Source organism: Bradyrhizobium sp. cir1, from assembly GCF_014198245.1.
Lineage (GTDB): Bacteria > Pseudomonadota > Alphaproteobacteria > Rhizobiales > Xanthobacteraceae > Bradyrhizobium.
This window is the reverse complement of sequence record NZ_JACIHE010000008.1, coordinates 243,889-261,481: the sequence shown is the minus strand read 5'-3', so window position 1 is coordinate 261,481 and position 17,593 is coordinate 243,889. Positions and strand designations below refer to the sequence as shown.

At 63.2% G+C, this 17,593-nt stretch carries 16 protein-coding genes; 3 read left to right on the top strand and 13 right to left on the bottom strand.

Annotated features, from left to right (window positions below; all coding sequences use genetic code 11):
* Positions 1 to 5 precede the first annotated feature (5 nt).
* The 8 genes from GGD63_RS19015 to GGD63_RS18980 form a co-directional block, all read right to left on the bottom strand.
* Complete coding sequence (locus GGD63_RS19015; RefSeq protein ID WP_183244633.1) at positions 6 to 2,948, bottom strand: formate dehydrogenase subunit alpha; 2,943 nt, start codon at positions 2,946 to 2,948, stop codon at positions 6 to 8.
* Between the two features lie 2 nt (positions 2,949 to 2,950).
* Complete coding sequence (locus tag GGD63_RS19010) at positions 2,951 to 3,169, bottom strand: twin-arginine translocation signal domain-containing protein (protein ID WP_183244631.1); 219 nt, start codon at positions 3,167 to 3,169, stop codon at positions 2,951 to 2,953.
* A 29-nt stretch (positions 3,170 to 3,198) separates the two neighbouring features.
* Positions 3,199 to 3,978, bottom strand: coding sequence for a molecular chaperone TorD family protein (locus tag GGD63_RS19005; protein ID WP_183244629.1), 780 nt, complete (start codon positions 3,976 to 3,978; stop codon positions 3,199 to 3,201).
* 121 nt (positions 3,979 to 4,099) lie between these two features.
* On the bottom strand, positions 4,100 to 4,726 hold the full coding sequence (locus GGD63_RS19000; RefSeq protein ID WP_183244627.1) for a DUF3306 domain-containing protein: 627 nt from the start codon (positions 4,724 to 4,726) through the stop codon (positions 4,100 to 4,102).
* The gene (locus tag GGD63_RS18995; RefSeq protein ID WP_183244625.1) at positions 4,723 to 5,238 is read right to left on the bottom strand and encodes a DUF3305 domain-containing protein; all 516 of its coding nucleotides are present in this window, start codon (positions 5,236 to 5,238) and stop codon (positions 4,723 to 4,725) included. Before GGD63_RS18995 ends, GGD63_RS19000 begins: the two co-directional genes overlap by 4 nt.
* Positions 5,235 to 6,242 carry a DUF6352 family protein gene (locus tag GGD63_RS18990; protein ID WP_183244623.1) on the bottom strand — a complete coding sequence of 336 codons (1,008 nt, stop codon included), beginning with the start codon at positions 6,240 to 6,242 and terminating at the stop codon, positions 5,235 to 5,237. The genes GGD63_RS18995 and GGD63_RS18990 overlap by 4 nt, the downstream gene beginning before the upstream one ends.
* Complete coding sequence (locus GGD63_RS18985) at positions 6,239 to 6,778, bottom strand: DUF6505 family protein (protein WP_183244621.1); 540 nt, start codon at positions 6,776 to 6,778, stop codon at positions 6,239 to 6,241. Before GGD63_RS18985 ends, GGD63_RS18990 begins: the two co-directional genes overlap by 4 nt.
* Positions 6,775 to 7,530, bottom strand: coding sequence for a biotin/lipoate--protein ligase family protein (locus GGD63_RS18980; protein WP_246785553.1), 756 nt, complete (start codon positions 7,528 to 7,530; stop codon positions 6,775 to 6,777). The genes GGD63_RS18985 and GGD63_RS18980 overlap by 4 nt, the downstream gene beginning before the upstream one ends.
* 151 nt (positions 7,531 to 7,681) lie before the next feature.
* Here GGD63_RS18980 and GGD63_RS18975 point away from each other — a divergent pair, with 151 nt between their 5' ends.
* On the top strand, positions 7,682 to 9,652 hold the full coding sequence (locus tag GGD63_RS18975; RefSeq protein WP_183244618.1) for a 4Fe-4S binding protein: 1,971 nt from the start codon (positions 7,682 to 7,684) through the stop codon (positions 9,650 to 9,652).
* Positions 9,653 to 9,691: 39 nt separating this feature from the next.
* Here GGD63_RS18975 and GGD63_RS18970 read toward each other — a convergent pair whose 3' ends face one another.
* Complete coding sequence (locus tag GGD63_RS18970) at positions 9,692 to 10,984, bottom strand: c-type cytochrome (RefSeq protein ID WP_183244616.1); 1,293 nt, start codon at positions 10,982 to 10,984, stop codon at positions 9,692 to 9,694.
* Positions 10,985 to 11,071: 87 nt separating this feature from the next.
* On the opposite strand from GGD63_RS18970, the gene GGD63_RS18965 reads away from it, so the two are divergent.
* Positions 11,072 to 11,362: a hypothetical protein gene (locus GGD63_RS18965; RefSeq protein WP_183244615.1), complete on the top strand. Its 291-nt coding sequence runs from the start codon at positions 11,072 to 11,074 to the stop codon at positions 11,360 to 11,362.
* A gap of 97 nt (positions 11,363 to 11,459) precedes the next feature.
* Here GGD63_RS18965 and GGD63_RS18960 read toward each other — a convergent pair whose 3' ends face one another.
* On the bottom strand, positions 11,460 to 11,669 hold the full coding sequence (locus tag GGD63_RS18960) for a hypothetical protein (protein WP_183244613.1): 210 nt from the start codon (positions 11,667 to 11,669) through the stop codon (positions 11,460 to 11,462).
* A 63-nt stretch (positions 11,670 to 11,732) separates the two neighbouring features.
* On the opposite strand from GGD63_RS18960, the gene GGD63_RS18955 reads away from it, so the two are divergent.
* A complete protein-coding gene (locus tag GGD63_RS18955) occupies positions 11,733 to 11,906 on the top strand; it encodes a hypothetical protein (RefSeq protein ID WP_183244611.1) in 174 nt (57 codons plus the stop codon).
* A 1,483-nt stretch (positions 11,907 to 13,389) separates the two neighbouring features.
* Here the strand turns inward: GGD63_RS18955 and GGD63_RS18950 are convergent.
* The 3 genes from GGD63_RS18950 to GGD63_RS40825 all read right to left on the bottom strand — a co-directional run bounded on the left by GGD63_RS18950 (position 13,390) and on the right by GGD63_RS40825 (position 17,545).
* On the bottom strand, positions 13,390 to 14,121 hold the full coding sequence (locus GGD63_RS18950) for a sulfite exporter TauE/SafE family protein (RefSeq protein WP_183244609.1): 732 nt from the start codon (positions 14,119 to 14,121) through the stop codon (positions 13,390 to 13,392).
* 734 nt (positions 14,122 to 14,855) lie between these two features.
* Positions 14,856 to 16,637 (bottom strand): ATP-binding protein, encoded by a 1,782-nt coding sequence (locus GGD63_RS18945; RefSeq protein WP_183244607.1) that lies wholly within the window; start codon positions 16,635 to 16,637, stop codon positions 14,856 to 14,858.
* 257 nt (positions 16,638 to 16,894) lie between these two features.
* The gene (locus tag GGD63_RS40825) at positions 16,895 to 17,545 is read right to left on the bottom strand and encodes a response regulator transcription factor (protein ID WP_312013325.1); all 651 of its coding nucleotides are present in this window, start codon (positions 17,543 to 17,545) and stop codon (positions 16,895 to 16,897) included.
* Positions 17,546 to 17,593 lie beyond the last annotated feature (48 nt).

The window sequence follows — 17,593 nt, the reverse complement described above, 5'->3', positions numbered from 1 at the left end:
GCTCCTTATGCCGCCGCGATCTGGCAGAGAGTGACCTTGGCCTCTTGCATGTTCGTCGCGGGATCGTATCCGTAGGTGGTGATCGTGTTCGCGCTTTCACCAAGCACGATCGGATCGGTGCCCTTCGGGTAGTTGCCGCGAAGATCCTTGCCCGCAAACCAGCCACCGAAGTGGAAGGGCATCCAGGCAACTCCCTTGCCGACGCGCTCGGTGACGAGCGCCTTCATCCTTGCCCGGGAATTGTTCTCGGCTCCCGTGACCCAGACCCAGCCGCCGTCCTTGACGCCGCGCTCGGCGGCGTCGGCAGGGTTGATCTCGATGAACATGTCCTGCTGCAATTCGGCGAGCCACGGGTTGGTCCGGGTCTCCTCGCCGCCGCCCTCATATTCGACCAGGCGGCCGGACGACAGGATGAGCGGGAACTGTTTTGCGATTCCCTTCTCCACCGCAGCCTTCTGCACGGAGAAGCCGATATTGGGCATCCGGAACTGCTTGGCGTCGGGCAGCGTCGGGTATTTGGCGACGAGATCGGCGCGCGGCGTGTAGATCGGCTCGCGGTGAACCGGGATGGGATCGGGCAAGCCGAAGGCATGCATGCGCGCCTTGCCGTTGCCATAGGGAACGCAGCCATGCGCCAGCGCGACGCGCTGGATGCCGCCCGACAGGTCGAGCGCCCACGACACCGCATCCGGAGTGGCCGGGTTGACCTTGTTGATCACGGCCATTTCCGCTTCGGTGAGCTCGGTGTCCCAGCCGAGTTTCTTCAAGCTCGCGAGCGTAAATTCCGGATAGCCGTCCTGGATGCCCGACCCCAGCGAGTACGAGCCATCCGCGAGCAGGCTCACCTTGCGCGTCGTGCCGTCCGGCAGCTTCTCCTCGCGCTCGACGCCGAACCGCGGCCGGAACGTGCCGCCGCCATCCATCACGTGCAGATTGGTATTGTAGAGCAGCGGCGTGCCGGGATGCTTGACCTCCGGCGATCCCCAACACGGCCAGGGCAGGCCGTAATAGTCGCCGCCGACCTCGGGATCGTCCTTCGGCGCGCGCATCGTCAGCATGTCGAACTTGGCCTGGTTCTTCATGTGCGCCTTGAGGCGCTCGGGCGATTGCCCGCAATAGCCGGTCGACCAGCTGCCGCGGTTCATCTCGCGCAGCACATCCTCTGCTTCGGGAAGATTATTCTCGACCTTGATCTTCTTGAACATCTGGTCGGCGAGGCCGAGCTTCTTCGCCATCAGATAGATGATTTCGAGATCATCCTTCGACTCGAAGACCGGCTTCACGATCTGCTCGCCCCATTGCAGCGAGCGGTTGGAAGCGACGCGCGAGCCCTTGCACTCGAATTGCGTGGCGACCGGCAGAATGTAGACGCCATCCTTGCGCCCAGCCTCGACCGCGAGCGAGGCCCAGGTCGTCGGATGCGGATCGGCGATAACGAGCAGCTCCAGCGCCTTCAGGCCATTGAGGGATTCAGGGATGCGGGTGATGCTGTTGGAGGCGTGTCCCTGCACGAACACCGCCCTGACATTGTCCTTCTGCGCGACCTGATCCTTCGGCAGCGTCACCGCCTCGAACCAGCGGGTCAGCGGGATGCCCGGCGTTTCCATGATCTGCTTGGAGTCGAAGCGCGACTTCAGGAAGTCATAGTCGACCTCCCAAACCCGCGACCAATGCTTCCAGGCGCCCTCGGCGAGGCCGTAGTAGAACGGCAGCGTGACGATATCGAGCCCGACGTCGGTCGCGCCCTGCACGTTGTCATGGCCACGGAAAATGTTGGCTCCCATGCCCGCTCCGCCGACATTGCCGGTCATCAGCAGCAGGATGCAGCTGGCGCGCACGTTGGCGGTGCCGACGGTCTTCTGGGTCTGACCCATGGCCCAGATCAGCGTGGCCGGCTTTTCGGTCGCAAACATCTTGGCGACGCGCTTGAGCTGCTCGCCGGGAATGCCGGTGACGCGCTCGACTTCTTCCGGATTCCACTTTTCCACTTCTTTGCGGAGATCATCGAACCCGTAGACCCGCTGCCGGATAAACTCCTTGTCCTCCCAACCATTCTGGAGGATGTGCCACATCATGCCGTAGAGCACCGGGATGTCGGTGCCCGGCCGCATCCGCACATATTCCGTCGCATGCGCAGCCGTGCGCGTCAGGCGCGGGTCGATGACGATGAAGTTGGCCTTCTGCAGCTCCTTCCCCTCGAGCAGGTGCTGCAGCGACACCGGATGCGCCTCTGCCGGATTGCCGCCCAAGATCATCTGCGTCTTGGCGTTGCGGATATCATTGTAGCTGTTGGTCATCGCCCCATAGCCCCACGTGTTGGCGACGCCGGTGACGGTGGTCGAATGGCAGATGCGAGCCTGGTGATCGGTGTTGTTGGTTCCCCAGAATGCGCCGAGCTTGCGGAACAGGTAGGCGCCTTCATTGGTCATCTTGGCTGAGCCGAGCCAATAGACCGAGTCCGGGCCCGACTTCTCGCGCACGGCCTGAAGCCTGTCTCCAATCTCGTTGATCGCGGTATCCCAGGAGACGCGGGTCCACTGGCCACCCACCAGCTTCATCGGATAGCGCAGCCGCCGCTCGCTATGCACGAGCTCACGCACGGAGGCGCCCTTGGCGCAATGCGAACCGCGATTGATCGGCGAATCCCAACTCGGCTCCTGACCGATCCATACCCCGTTCAGAACCTCGGCCGTGACCGTGCACCCGACCGAGCAATGCGTGCAGATGCTCTTGCGGACGGTCGCGCCTGCGGTGAGCGGACCGGCCATCGCCGCTTCCGCCTTACGCACGCCGCCGACCGGCAGCGTGCCGAGCGCGGCGAGCGCGCCACCGGCAAGACCGGATTTGCGCAAGAAGCTGCGGCGGTCGAGACCGCCGGCCTGCCCCGCAAGGGACTCGGCAACGGAACCATGGCGCAGGGAATGCTGGTTTGTTCGCTTGATCAGCACGGTCAACCTCCCTTGGCCGGATAACGATTGACGCGATAGAACGCCTTGACGTGATCGGTTTCCTTGTAGCGCGCCTTGCGCTTCTCATCGTTGGTTTCGCTATCAGCCTGCGCGGACCCGACCAGCGGCGTCGCAAGCGTCGCGCCGGCGCCCACCGTGCCGACACCGACCTTGCGCAGGAAGGCGCGGCGCCCGACTGTGGTTTTCCTGTCTTCACTCATCGCATCTCTCCTGGACCTGCTGGTGCAGGTCAGTTGGCGAACGTGAATGCTTCCGTCTCGATCTCGACAAAGGCGCGACCGAGCGCGCCGACCGCACGATAGAAGATGGCGCTCTCCGCGCTCTCGATGTCGGCAAACAGCCGCCCCATCCAGGGCGCGATGTGCTTCTCGAAGAAGGCGCGCTGCGCGTCGGGCGTCGCCGCGAAACCGCCTCCCGCGAACCCTGCCATGATCTCGCACAGGATGGCCGCGTGATCCTCCGGCTCCGAATTGTTTGCGACGCGCTCGATCCCAAGCGCAGCGAGATCGGCGCGCAGGCGCGACAGCGGCCGCTCGTTGAGAAAGCCGGTCAGATAGTAGGAGGCATAGGGCAAGAGCTCGCCGCGGCCGAGACCTGTGAACAGATCGAAATATTCGCGTTCGACCTTCGCTGCGACTGCATTGGCGGCGGTTGCGGCCAGCGCAGCATGCGCGCGCCCGAGCGGCGTCGCGTCACCAGTCAACGCGGCCAGCTGATCGAGCAGCCTTCCTGACGGTGCTGCGGACAAGAGCGTTGCGAGCAGCAGATACTCCTGCGCACGCGCCGCATCGACGGGATCGATCGGCTGTTCGGACAAAAGCGGCTCGCTGTACAAATCAGGCCGGAGGTCATTGCGCGACACGCCGGTGGCCGCTTCGACTGCAATCACCCGTTGTGCGGGCACCTTGCTCCAGTTCGAAACGGAGGGTTGGCTAATGCCTATTTTGCGCGCAAGCCCGGCAACGCCGCCAGCGGCGTCAATGGCTCGTTCAAGGCCATGATCACGCACGCGGACCTCCCATCTAAGTCCCAGGTGCTTGATTTTGCTTTTGTTAGGCAAAGCGTAGTCCCGGTTCCGCGGAGGGTCAATCGCCTCCCATAGCTTGAGACTATGGTCTTTCGTCGAGTCCCTAGCGGGGCAGCGCGCCGCCATGCGGGCGACGCCGCACCGGCACTGGCTCGCTTTCGCTGTTTTCAACGATCGTTGGTTGCGTTGCAGCAGGAGCCGGCGCGGACTCGGGGCGCGCTTCGTCTTCGGCGACGATCTCGACACTTGATCTCTCGACCTGGCGCAATTCCCGCGCAGAATCCGCGACTTCAACCGAGGTGTCAGCCAGCGTCTCGGCTGACTTGCTGATCCCGCCGATGATCCTGTCCACGAACGTGGCCAGTTCTGCTTCCGAACAATCCAGCGGCCCAAAGCCCGGCATTGCGGAGGGATCGTTGAAGTCCCACGCGTTTTCGGCAAGTCCCACGAAGTCGCGTATGGCTGGATCAGCGCTCCAGGCGCGACGAAGCGCCGCACGTGTCAGCTCCTGCGGTATCCCCTTGCGCAGGAACGCCTTGATGTCGGTCGCTGACGTGATCGAGTCGATCGAAGGCAGGCTCGAAAGGTCGAACTCCACGTCGTCGTCTTTCGTGGCGGGCGGCAGTGCCGACTGCATGTCGTCGTGCATTGCCGGATCCGGTTGCGTCGCGTTCGCCTTTGCCTCCTGCTTGCGCCGGGACCAGCGCGCCAGGAACTTATCCTCGCTCATTCGTGTCCGCCCTCATGCTGCCGACGCGCCAGCGCCTCCGGATCGGCCTGCCGCCGCTCGCGTTTGAAGAACTCCCGTTCGACGTGGTGCTCGGCGACGAAGCTATCAATCTGCTCGCGCAGCACGTCCGGCATGGGAACGGCCTCGACCAGATTGTCGGCGGCCTCCGTGAACGCTTCGCCTTCCGCAGGATCGGCGGTGGCCGCAGCCACCGAATAGGGCCAGGCGCCTTCCGCAGGCGACAACACTGTCCAGATGCTCGGACTCCCCGAAGCGAGATTATCGCGATAGCGCGCCGTCTCGGAACTGTAGAGATCGACTATCGCGCTGCCGGCATAAAACAGTGTTCCATCTCTCTCCTGACGGAGCACCGTCCAGGGCTTTGTGTCCGGCTCGTCCGGCAGCACAGCGACAGCGCGCCAGACGAAGTCGGCCCACGGCGAGTCCGCCTTGTGGCGCTCGACCACGATGCCGACGGGAATGCGCACGAGCGGCAGCGCGGCCGGGCTCATGTCACCATCTCCAGATGTTTGATCGGCAACCCCGTCAGCAAATTCTGCGGCTTCATCCGGAGCTTCTGATCGGAGTTCATCGACAGAATGAGATAGACCGGCTCGCCCTGCATCTCGTCTGCGGCCGCACTCTTGTCTGCAAACGTCAGGCGGAACAATGAAAGCACACGTCCGGCGCTGCGGTCATCGAGTTGCTCCCCATGCCAGAGACGGTCGCCGAGCCTGGTCGCATCAGCGTCGAGCCCAACATACCAGGTGAGCCGCGCATCACGCAATTCGTGCAGCGGCTCAACGACGACGTCGATCCCGAGCAGATGGGAGATCCAGCGCGTCATCGCCTGCGCCAGCGCCCTCGGCCCGCGCCCCCCTGCGGTGAGGTCGAACGCCATGTCGAAATCGTCGCTTCGGTGCCAATAGTCGTCGGCATTGTCCTCGCTCAGGACGTCGAGCTGGGCATCGGTCACCGCCCCCAGCATCGACATCAGCGACAGCACCGGGGTCGGGCTCTGCCCACCGACGACTTCTTCATCTCCGAGCAGCAAGGCCTGCTCATGCGGCAGGATACGCTGCGGGCGGAAGAACAGCTCGGCTGCGCGCAGCACGAAGGGATCATCGCAGCCATCGAGTGCATTGCGCAGGATCACATGCACGAGCTGATTGACGAACAGCGGCGGCAAGTCATTGGCCCGCGACCGGACGGTTGCGAGATAGGCGGCCTCGAGCGTCGGATGCCGCACCAGGAGATCGCGAAAGGCAAGCACGAACCGCCAGTTCTCCCGCGCATCCGCATCGACAATCGCAGCGACCTCGTCAGCGCCGACCGGCCGGCGGGGAGCGGCGAGCAGCGCGCGGTGCAGCCGGCGCTCGACCGGGCATGCTTCGTCCGGCGGAATCAGCTCGGGACGGGCAAAATAGGCCTTCAGGAACTCGTCGGTGACGCAAAGCCCGCCGCTCTCGTTGCGATCGAGCAGATGGTGGCCGCACGCGATCCAGAAATCGTTCATCGGTGCTGCGGCTCCTGGCTCATATCGGCAAGTCTGACATTGCTGTCGGGTTCGACGTCATCCTCGGCTTCCATGAACGAGAACGCCTTGCTGTGCCCCTGCCCTTGCCGCAGCTGCAGCCTGCGGAACGACTCGCGGACCTCGCCGTCGCTCACCGAGCGGTGGACGGCAATGAGCGAACTAATCGGATGCGTGCAGAGCGACTGCACAAAGGCAACCTCGTCTTCGGCGGCCATCCGCGCGGTTGCCGGATCCGGCGCGCCGAAACGATCGATGAGTTGAGCGGCGAGGAGCTCGATCAGCGCCCGGCAATCGCTCTCGGTTGCCGGCACAATCTGCGCCAGCGTCGACCAGCCCCAGGATTGCACCCCGAGGAAGCCGCTCCGAAACGCCGCGCGCGCCTTGCCGCTCAACGTCGCGGGATCCCGGTCGCAGAAGCGGAACGCGCCGGAGACGGCCCATTCGCCGGGCTCTGCCGCCGCATCGAACACGAAGGTATCGGAGGGATCGAGCGCGATGGTGCGCAGCAGTTTCATAACCGCGGTCCCCCGAGTGTCGGATCGAGCCAGGACGGGGTGGCGAGCGCCTTGACGAGCCCGCTCCGCTCGACCCTGTCGGTGCCGACGTGGCGCGTGAGGAGATCGCCGCTCTCGTCGATCCGCAGGACGGTTCGCCGTTCACGGGGAACACGGCTGAGATAGTCGCGCGCGACGCTGTCAAAGCCGTCGACCTGCCAACGATCGATCACCCGCATCAGGTGCCGCGCGAAGCTCTCGGTCACCTCTGCGGCTCCCGCTTCACCAAACCCCTCCTCATCCAGTGCGGACGCGAGCGCATGAACGCCGAGCCCCTGGTCGGCCGTTGCCACCGTCCGGATTATGGCGCCGAACACCAGCCAGGCGGGCGGCTTATCCTCGCTCGCGGACGACGGCCATCCCATCCGCCCACCGCCGACCAGCCCGCCATCGATCTCGACCGCGTCCGGCCAGCCGATCGCGACGGCCTTGTTCGGTGGCGCGTAGGCGCGAAGAGCGTCGGTGAGCGCGACCATGCCGGCGTAGAAGGCGCGCCGCGCGGTGCGCAAGGGTTCGCCCGGCTCGAGCACCACGGCGAATTCGGCAAGATCGAACCGCCCGACATACACCAGCGTGCCGGCGCCGCTCTTGGGTGCAATGCGGCAAGCGTCGGCAAAGGCGTCTCTGCTCTCACGCAACCGGACGAGCGTGAACGGCGGCGGCAGCTGGATCGGCTCCGCCGGGGAGACGTAGCTGGTTGGGGTCGACCGCAAGGCCGTCCTCCACTTTCCTTTTCTTTCCGATAGTGAATATCTATACGAGGTGCGGGAATGGCGCGAGTCTGTAAGTCGGCACCGCACTGGCGGAGGGATTGACCTGAAGCAGCCAGCGAAAACCGTCCTGATCTGTTCGTGTGAAGACACGATGCGCCTTGACACGGCCACGATCCGGCGTGGATGCCCCAACTGCGAGATCAAGAGCTATCGCCATCTCTGCGGCGCAGAGCTCGATCATTTTCGCAACGCGGCAAAGGCGGATGGCCCGCTGACGGTGGCCTGCACGCAGCAGGCTGCGCAATTCACCCAAGAGATCGGCGAGCGCCCTGGCGGGATCAGCTTCGTCAACATCCGCGAGACGGCAGGCTGGTCCCGCGACGGCGCGAATGCGGGCGCGAAGATGGCGGCGCTGCTTGCGGCAGCTGAGATCCCCGCACCGGACTATCCGCTGGTCACATTGTCGAGTGACGGCATCATCCTGATCTACGGGCAGGACGAGGCCGCGATCGAAGCCGGGCTGCTGCTCGCAGATCATCTCGATGTGACGGTCATGCTCAAGCAGCCGGCAGACGTTACGCCGCCTGCCGCGGCCGTGTTCCCGATCGTGAAGGGCACGATCCGCAACGCGCGGGGCCATTTTGGCGCCTTCGAACTCACGATCGACGACTACGCGCAGCCGCACCCGTCTTCGCGCGACCGCTTCGTGTTCGGAGCCCAGCGCAATGGGGCGACCTCGCGCTGCGACCTGGTGCTCGACCTCTCCGGCGATTCGCCGCTGTTCCCTGCGCACGACCTGCGGGACGGCTATCTCCGCGCCGATCCGCGAGATCCCGCGGCAGTGCTGCGTGCGGTTCTTGCCGCTCGCGATCTCGTCGGAACTTTCGACAAGCCGCGATATGTCGACTTCACCCCCGGCCTCTGCGCGCATTCGCGCTCGAAGCTGACCGGATGCCACCGCTGCCTCGATTTGTGCCCGACCGGCGCGATCACCCCGGCCGGCGACCATGTCGCCGTCAACGCGGAAATCTGCGCGGGTTGCGGGCAATGTGCGGCTGCCTGCCCGACAGGAGCTGCGTCCTACGCACTGCCGCCCGCCGACACCCAGTTGCAGATCCTTCGCGCCATGTTGCTCGCCTACCGCGAGGCCGGCGGTGCAGATCCTGTGCTGCTGCTGCATGACAGCGGGCACGGCACGCCGCTGATCGATGCGCTCGCCCGTCATGGCGATGGATTGCCGGCCAACGTGCTTCCCCTCGCCGTCAACGAGTTGACGCAGGTCGGGCTGGAGGCCGTTATCGGCGCATTCGCGTATGGCGCGGCGGCCGTGCGGTTCCTCCTGCGTGCCAAGCCGCGACACGGCATGACCGGGTTGTTGCAGACGATCGCCATGGCCGAGACGGTTCTTGCCGGGCTCGGATTTGACGGCCGCCGCGTGGCCACGATCGAAACCGACGATCCCGACATTCTGGCTGACCAACTGACGGAGGTTGGTCCCCTCGCCGGCCTCGCCACTCCTGCAACTTTCCGGACAGTCGGCAAGCGCGGCGATCTGCTTCGCTTTGGACTGAGTGAATTGCATCGCCTCGCGCCCAAGCCTGTCGACGTGATCGCCTTGCCCGCGGGCGCACCGATCGGAGCGGTCGCCGTTGACGTCAGCGGTTGCACGCTGTGCCTGTCCTGTGTCTCGGCCTGCCCGACCGGCGCGCTTCGCGCCGATCCCGAGCGTCCCGTCCTGAAATTCGTCGAGGACGCCTGCGTGCAGTGCGGTCTGTGCCAGAGCACCTGTCCTGAGAAGGTCATCACGCTCACCCCGCAGATCGACTTCCGGGCAAGGCGCGCGCCGGCACGGGTGATCAAGGAGGAAGAACCGGCCCTGTGTGTTCGCTGCGGCACGCCCTTCGGCGTCAAGAGCACGATTGATCGGATCGCGGCAAAGCTCGAGGGGCGGCATTGGATGTATCCCGCCGGGGACCGCCGAACCGAGGCCTTGCGGATGTGCGCCGATTGTCGCGTCATCGTCATGAGCGAACAGCAGTTCGATCCGATCCAGGACGTTCCGGAGCGCGCGCCCCCACGGACGACCGACGACTATCTGCGCCAACGCGAGAGCAAGGAATAGCCGCATGCCCCGTTTCATGCCGCAGAGCGTCGTTGCCAGCTACTTCGAGGTCGCACGCGCCAGAAAGTCCGTGAGCGCGCGGCGATCCTCGGCCGAGCCGATGTGCTGCTCCGGCATCTTGGTGCCGGGTGTGTAGGCGTTCGGCCCGATCTCGAACAGTTTTGAGACGGTCTCCGGCGTCCAGACGATATCCATTGCCTTGAGCGCGTCGGAGAAGCGATAGCCCGGCAGCGAGGCGATCTTCCGGCCGAACAGTCCCGCAAGCGTCGGGCCGGCACGCTGGACCTCGGTTTCCGACAAGGTATGGCAGGCGACGCAAGCCCTGAAGATTTCGGCGCCGTGATCGCCGGCATAGGCCGCGAGCGGATCCGCCGGCGTGCCCACCACGTTCGACCCGATCGCCGCGCCGGTCAGCGCATTCCAGCGCCTGATCCTGCCGTCGGTACCGCCAGTCAGGAGCGTCGCGCCATCGGGCAGGAACACGACCGACCAGACCGGCGCGCCAGGCCCAGCGAGCGTGCGCACCACGGTCCTCGCCTTGCGATCGACAATCGCGACGGTACCGTCGATGGCCCCCGTGGCAAGCAAAGCGCCGTCTTGCGCGATCGCCAGGGCGACGATCGGCGTGGCGCCGACCATGACCTCGCCGGTCTGCCTGCCATCGGCGGTCATCATGCGCAGCTTGCCGTCTGCCGCGCCGGTGACGATTTCGCCATCGGGCGAGATGGCGACCGCATTCAGCGGTGCCGGCATCACGATGGTCTCGGGGCTGCCACCCGGCAGAGGCCAGATCCGCACCGTCAGGTCGTAGCCGACGCTCACCAGCGATTGTCCATCGGGCGCAAAGGCCACGCCGTTCACAGCTTGCGAATGGCCATGCAGCACGCGCGTCCCGCCGCCGGACAGCGACGAGATCCGCACGGTGTGGTCCCATGAGGCTGATGCGAGCCTTGATTGATCGGGAGAAACGGCGAGCCCGACAATGGGTCCGGTATGAGCTTCGACAACCTGGTCCGGCTGCGGCTGGCCCGGCCTCCAGATGGCAATCTGTCCGTCCGCACCAGCCGTCGCCATTCGTCCGTCCCCGAGGAAGGCCGCCGCGTTCACTGCACCCGCATGGAAGCGAAGGACCTGCTCGGCGGACTCCGTTGCCAGGGACCATCGGATGGCTGCCGTATCGAAGCTGCCCGACAAGACCGTCTTGCCATCGACCGAAACGGCGAGCGCCCGGACAGGCCCGCCGTGCCCCGCCAATTGCGCCAGCGTGGGCCGCAGCGGGAGAAGCAGCGATGCCGTCAGAAGGACGGTGGCAAGACGCAGGCGCGTCGACATTGGCCTTTGGGCAAAAACGCCCCCCTTTGATCCAGCTCAACGAAGGCAGCTCGGGTTCGGTTCCAGGTGCGACAAGCGGCGCCTTGAATGGCGATCAACGTGGTCGCAGTTTTATCAACGGCGCCTCATGGACCGAGGCCGAATATGCAGCTACGCCCGAAAGCCTGTCTGCAATCCATCTCGCGGTGGTGGCACGTTCGCGACCTGTCGCCGCGAAATCGCGATTCCAGCACCCAGGAGGCATCGCCTCTGCTCGTCTACATCGTCGTCGTGCTGGCGCTGCTGCTGGCAATCCTTGAAGTCGACCTCCACCGACCTCCATCTGTGGATCTGCCCGCCGACCCCAATTGGATCAACCCGATTTTCTTGAGTCCTTGAGACCGCGCGTGCAGCAATTGCGGCACTCGCGATTCGACCAGCCGCATGGCGGTCTGTTCGAAGACATACGAGCCCTCCAGGACGTCCAGCTCGATCGCTACGGCTGCGTTCCCCCTGGAAACACGAGAGATCGATCCGTGAACTCTTGAGCCGGCAGTCTGCCTTGTTGCGCCTTCATTTGCATCTCTTGCAACGAAGGCATCCCTACGCCCGGTGTGCTCTTCACCGGTAACGGATGCAATCGCATATTCGTCGCAGCCATGACAACTGTCAGCGCCGCCAGGGCAGAGATCATCAGGAGCTTCATGCGAACCTCCATTTGTTCGAAGAGAGTCGAAGCTCTGACTAGTGCAGGACTCGAGATCCCCGTGTGAGATCCCTCACATCTCTCGTTCTCTTGATCGTCGCTGCGGCGGGCGGTTGCGCCGCGCTCCATTTCTCCGAGATCATCCAGGTCCTCGGCGAGATTCCGAAGACGGCCTCCGAGAACCCCATCGCGTGCGCCTGCATCGAGCGGCTGCGGGAGAGCGGAGTGGCCGATTGAACGCAACTCACCCGCACGCGTACAATTTGCCATTCAGCTTCGATGTCAAACGCCAGACGCAGCTTTGCATTCTCGCGGCTGATTTTCACCCGAGCTTTGCTTGATCTCTCCACCCTCGAAGACAAGAGGGCGCAGGGAAGGCCGGGTGCTGACCTCGCACCCGCGGTCCGCTGCGCGAAAGGTAGCGCAAAGGAGACCGCACAGCAGCATACAGGTGGTGCCAATCACTCGGCCTTCCCTGCGCAGTGGTTGGACGGCTTATGCCGCGCTCTTCCGGGAGCCGAATTCCTTTTGGCCTCCCTCACTCTCACGGAATTCACCAGCACCGCGCCGGTTGACGCGATCACCGCCTCCGCAAGAGCTTGACCGTAGCAACGACGGCCGGAACCACACGGTTTTGCCGTACGCGCGGCCCGCCATTTCGCCGCAGTTTTCCCAGCCCTGTCGACGGAGCCGGAAACTTACAGACGAGACGAACCTGTCAGCGCCGTTCGTCCGCGCGAAGTTTTGGGCTCACGGAGAGCAATCCGCCCTGCCCTTGGCCATCGCGCCCGACACTGCCGCGTCCACCGCAAGCCCGGCTCGCGAAAATGACGACCTCATGATCGCCCCTCAAGGATGAGCCGGGATGGGCGAGGCATACGACATTTCCGAATTTCGGTAAAGTGGAATATTTTTACGATGAGGGGTTGACGGGGTGGCGGGTGTTTTGCCCGACGGGAGGTCCAGCCCCCTGAGTGAAGACAACAGTGATCGCTCTAAGGTTAAGTCCGCTGTCATCTTCGTGAAGCCCATCAAAGTCTTCAACCTTCCAAGGTTCACGCTGTCATCTTTCTCACTGTGTGATGCAGGTCACAGCAGAATCAAACGTTTCGCCTTACAAAGACCGAGCATGGCCGCAAACAAGGTAACGGCGGTACGCACGAGACTGTCGAGCGATCGACAGCTAAGGACTGTTCGAAGCCGCCAGCGTGAAAAACCCGGCGGCTTTCTTCTCGCCCGCCAGTCCACGTGCGATTGGCGGGGCCTACCTCAGAATTTCGTGGGCGAGGGAAAACGGATTCCCGAGCGGTTAGCCACCCAGCATCCCCCCGGATGAATAGCTGCCGGTGGTGAGGTACGGCCAACCGCCGCCTGTCACATCGTCCAGCGAGCTGTCGCTGAGCGCATCAGAGGTCGTCGAGAAGCGCTACGGAAAACCGTTTCGTCGCTTCACCTTCTATCCACTCACGCGAATGCCCGAGACGAACTTCGCCCCACGACCAGGCTTCATATCTTTTTCTGCGTCGCTGGGCGATACGGCAGATGTCGTATTTCGTCGTCGGTCAGGAGCCCGATGTCGAAACGCCCTGCGCCGCCGCAGGTGGCGACGCGGTGTGAGATCAGCGCCGAGACAATCTCAACCGTGGCCGGGTGATCGCCAATCTCGGGGCAACTGCGCATCCTTCTAGCAGCCACTGCCGCCGTTCGGCGACGCCCCCGTCTAGATCACAAGGCAAAGTCCCGAAAACAGCAGCAAGCCAAGGATAACACGTTTGAAGGCTGTTTCGTTGATGCGACCGAACAGGACGATACCTGCAGCCGTTCCGGCAGCTAAGGCGGGCAGCGAAATGCCAAAGTCGATCAAGACCTTTAACGAGAGGCTGTGGTGCGAAAGCATGAGCGCGAGGGCAAAAAGTTGCATGACCCCGATATAGGGTTGAACAAGGCCGCGCTGCTGCGTTTTCGGAAGACCATGGATGTCGCACCAGATCGCGGGAAGCGCGCCGGGCATCGCTGTCAACCCGCCGACCAGCCCGCCGCCAAACCCCACCAGCGCGTTCCTGCTCTGGCTCTCCATCTGACGCAGGTAGGCAGCCGTCGGCCGCACCAAGGCATATGCCGCGTAAAGCGATACGAGCGTTCCAAATCCCAGTCTGAAAATGGCTGTATCCACGTTCTGCAGGAGATAGATCGCGATCGGAATGCCTAATAGTCCACCAGCGATGAAAACCAGGCTGGTTTTCCATTGCATGCTCTTGCGTAACGCATACAGATTGGCCGCTTGTACGGTGATGCTGCAGGCCATCATCAATGGCACAGCTTCTATGGGCGGAAACACGTGTAGCAGGATTGCGCCGGCGACCGCCGAGAACGCAAACCCTGAAAGGCCGGACACGAACGCGCCTGCAAACACCGCCCCGCTTAGCACAAGATAAACCGCTATGTCGGACATGACATCGCTTCCTAAAGATGGTGATCGTCGTCGGTGGCGGGACAGCGTGGGGTCGTCCGGACCCACTCAAGTGACAAACAACCAATCCATCTAGTCGCCGTGGATCGCCGCCGTTACCGTTTCGATCGGTCGAATACTCGGCGCCTGATGCAGCGTGCATTCTCCGACGACGTGCAAAATGCCGAAGCCAACCAGGACAGCCATTGTCCACGCCTTGAGGGGTGGCGATGGTCGCCGGGCGTGGGAGCTATCGGCAATTGCCATATCCAAATTTCCCCTTGTGCGCGTTCGAAAATTCAACGAAGCGCAGTCCTTCGCAATCAAATGCCGGCATTCTCCGATGACGTGCTTCGCCCTAAGGCGCCGTGATGCGTGAAGGGGGACGAGGAGATCTTTAAGGACGCTTCGCACCTTGCTGTCGAAAATTGATACTGAGGGAAATAGATCGCGCGATTGATGACACATCGTCTGCTTCTCATATGTCGTCATGCTGTAAACTCGAAAATGGACTATCGCTGCCGGGCGAAATAGCACCGCTCCCTGGCGACGGCGGCAATGACATCCACATGGATATCACTGGGGCAATCCGCGAGCGATACGGCAGATGTCGTATTTCGTGGTCGGCAAGAGGGGAAAGCCGAAAGACCTTTGTCGCCACAGGTAGTGGCGCAGTGGGCGTCCGCGCGGAGCTACAATCTCAACCGTGGCCGGCTGATCGCCAATTCTGGGGGCAGCTACACGTCCTTCGAGCAAGCACCTATGATTGATCCCTTTCCGTCAACACAGGCTGCAATGATCGCTTCGTGCAATTGCTCGCCGGTGATCGGCTTGTGAAGAATACGATGACCGCTGGCGGTGGCTTCCTTGATGCGCGCCGGCGAGGTATCACCGGTCACGATGACGGCAGGCAGGGAGCGGCCGATATAGGCGCAAAGAGCCTCGATTGCGTCCTGGCCAGTAACACCACCTCCGAGGCGGTAGTCAGCGACGATCAGATCGACCGGCGCATCGCCGGCCGCCATCGCCTCGGCATGAATCTTTTGCACCTCGGCGGCAGATCGGCCGGCATAGACCCGATGTCCCTGCAGCGTGAGCAACTGCACCATGATATCGAGAACGTCCCCCTCGTCTTCCACGACCATGACACTGACGGTGATGTCGGCGGGTGGTGCCCTGTGATCGGGCGGGGTAGGCGCCACTGCACTGGCTTGCGGTACCGTAACGGAAAACATCGAGCCGCGGCCGACGACGGAGACCAGCTTCAGCGGATGTTGCAGCAGTGCGGCAGTGCGGCGAACGATGGCGAGGCCAAGGCCAAGGCCTTGCGTGCGATCCCTCGCCGGATTCTGCAACTGCACGAATTCCTCGAAGATCATCGCTTGCTGATCTGCGGGAATGCCGGGTCCGGTATCCCATATCTGGATTTCCACCGAAGCACCGCGTCTGCGGCAACCGAGCAGAACGCCACCGGATCTCGTGTATCGAAACGCGTTCGACAGCAGATTGCCCAGGACCCGTTTCAGCATCATGGGATCGCTGTCCACCTGGAGACGGCTTTCAACGACACGCCAGTCAAGTCCGCGATCCTTCGCGTCCGCGCCGAATTCGTTGCTGAGCTGGTTGAACAGCTGGGAGAGATTCACCGTCTCCTTCGCAACGGTGACGACGCCGGCATCGAGCCGGGAGATGTCGAGCAGTCCGTTCAGAAGGGCGCTGAGGTTTCCGACGATGGACTTTGCCTTGCCGGCGAGATCGCGCGCATCGCCGGATTGGACGGCGCCGCGGCGACCCAGGGTCGCGAGCGTGGCGATCAGCAGGCTCAAGGCATGGATCGGCTGGCGCAGGTCATGACTGGCGGCAGCGAGGAAACGCGTTTTCGCATGATCGGCGGCTTGCGCGCGGTCGCGTTCTTCCTGGAGGTGGCCAACCAGCTCGACGTTTTCCAGGCGCAACCTGATGGACTCACGCAGCATGCGGTGCGTCGTGCGGCAATAATAGAGATTGATGGTCACAAGTCCCGTAAGCAGGGCGAGATATGCGCCGGAGGTATCACCTCCATTGATAAAGGCGCGCACCATGACCGGCAGCACCGTCGCGATAATCGAGCCGACGAGCGCCGGCGGAAAGGCCGAGAGCGACGGAACTGTGCCGCAGACCAGGCCGGTCAAGGCAACAATGGTGAATAAGAAAGGAACGGGCTGTTCGGGAACGAACCCGACCCAGCCGAGCATTCCCCACAACAGTCCCGACACGCAGGAAAACCCGGCTGCGAGCCACGCCCATCGCGACACAGACGCTGGTTCTCGATTCCGGCTGAAGAACCGGCGCGCCGCAAAGACGCGTACGACGGTGAGCAGATACAGCGCACCCAGCCATCCGACCAGCCAGCTCGGCGGCACGGTGCTCCTCATCACGTATGCCGCCGCCAGGGAGATGAGGACATTGGAAGCCACTACTCCATAGGCATTGCGATACAGAAGTTCTACGAGGGCCTCGCGTATCTTGTCTTCCTGCATCGAAACCTCTCCGCGCGCCGGCAAGTGCGGCGGCTTCGCCCACAACTTTCACTGCGCTGGAGCGTGGTGGCTTTTCTTCATCGTCATGCGGCGATATCGCTTCATTTGAGCATGAAATGGTTCTGAAATCCGGCGCCCGCTTTTGCGGATCATGCTCTAAAGCGCGATGAGATTTGAATGAATCGTCATCGCGCTTTAGGTCGTTGTTTGCGCATGATCTTTTCGGAAAACCGCTTCGCACTTTTCCGGATCATGCTCTAGCCCGCCGGAAGGCCGAGACGGACTGCGTAGGCGGTCAGCTCTGCGCCACTGTGCAGGTCGAGCTTCCGCATAAGATTCTCGCGATGTTTTCGGGCGGTCAGCAGGCTAATGCCGAGACGGCTGGCGATGTCGCGGTTGGTGGCGCCGTGAGGGATCATCGCCAGGATTTGCCGCTCACGCCTTGTCAGCGTGACCGGAGATATGATCACTGCCGAGGGCTCCGGGATTTCGCTCGGGCCGTCATGATGGTCCACCGCAAAGCGGACCTCCTCCGCCACATAGGCGTGGCCTTTTCTGATGGCATCGATCGCATCGATGAGCTCGGATGGATCGCCGCTCTTGGTCAAATAGCCATTTGCGCCCGCGGAAAAGGCTGCCCGAACGGAACGCGGCTCGACATTGGCGGTGAGGACAAGAACCCGCAGCTCCGGCCAGGCGGATCTCAGGTGAGCTATGAATTGAAAGCCGCTCACACCCGGCATGCCGAGATCGAGGATGAGAAGATCGGCGGGGCTTTCGTTCAGCAGCCGGTGAACAGCCTCTGCGTCCGCTGCTTCTCCGCTGACAATGAGATCGTCCACGGTCGACAGAAGCTGCTTCAGACCTTCCCGCATAATCGCGTGATCGTCAGCAATGATCGTCCGCACCGGTCCGCACCTGTGTTGCCCGTCAGCAAAAGTATTAGGGTATCAATC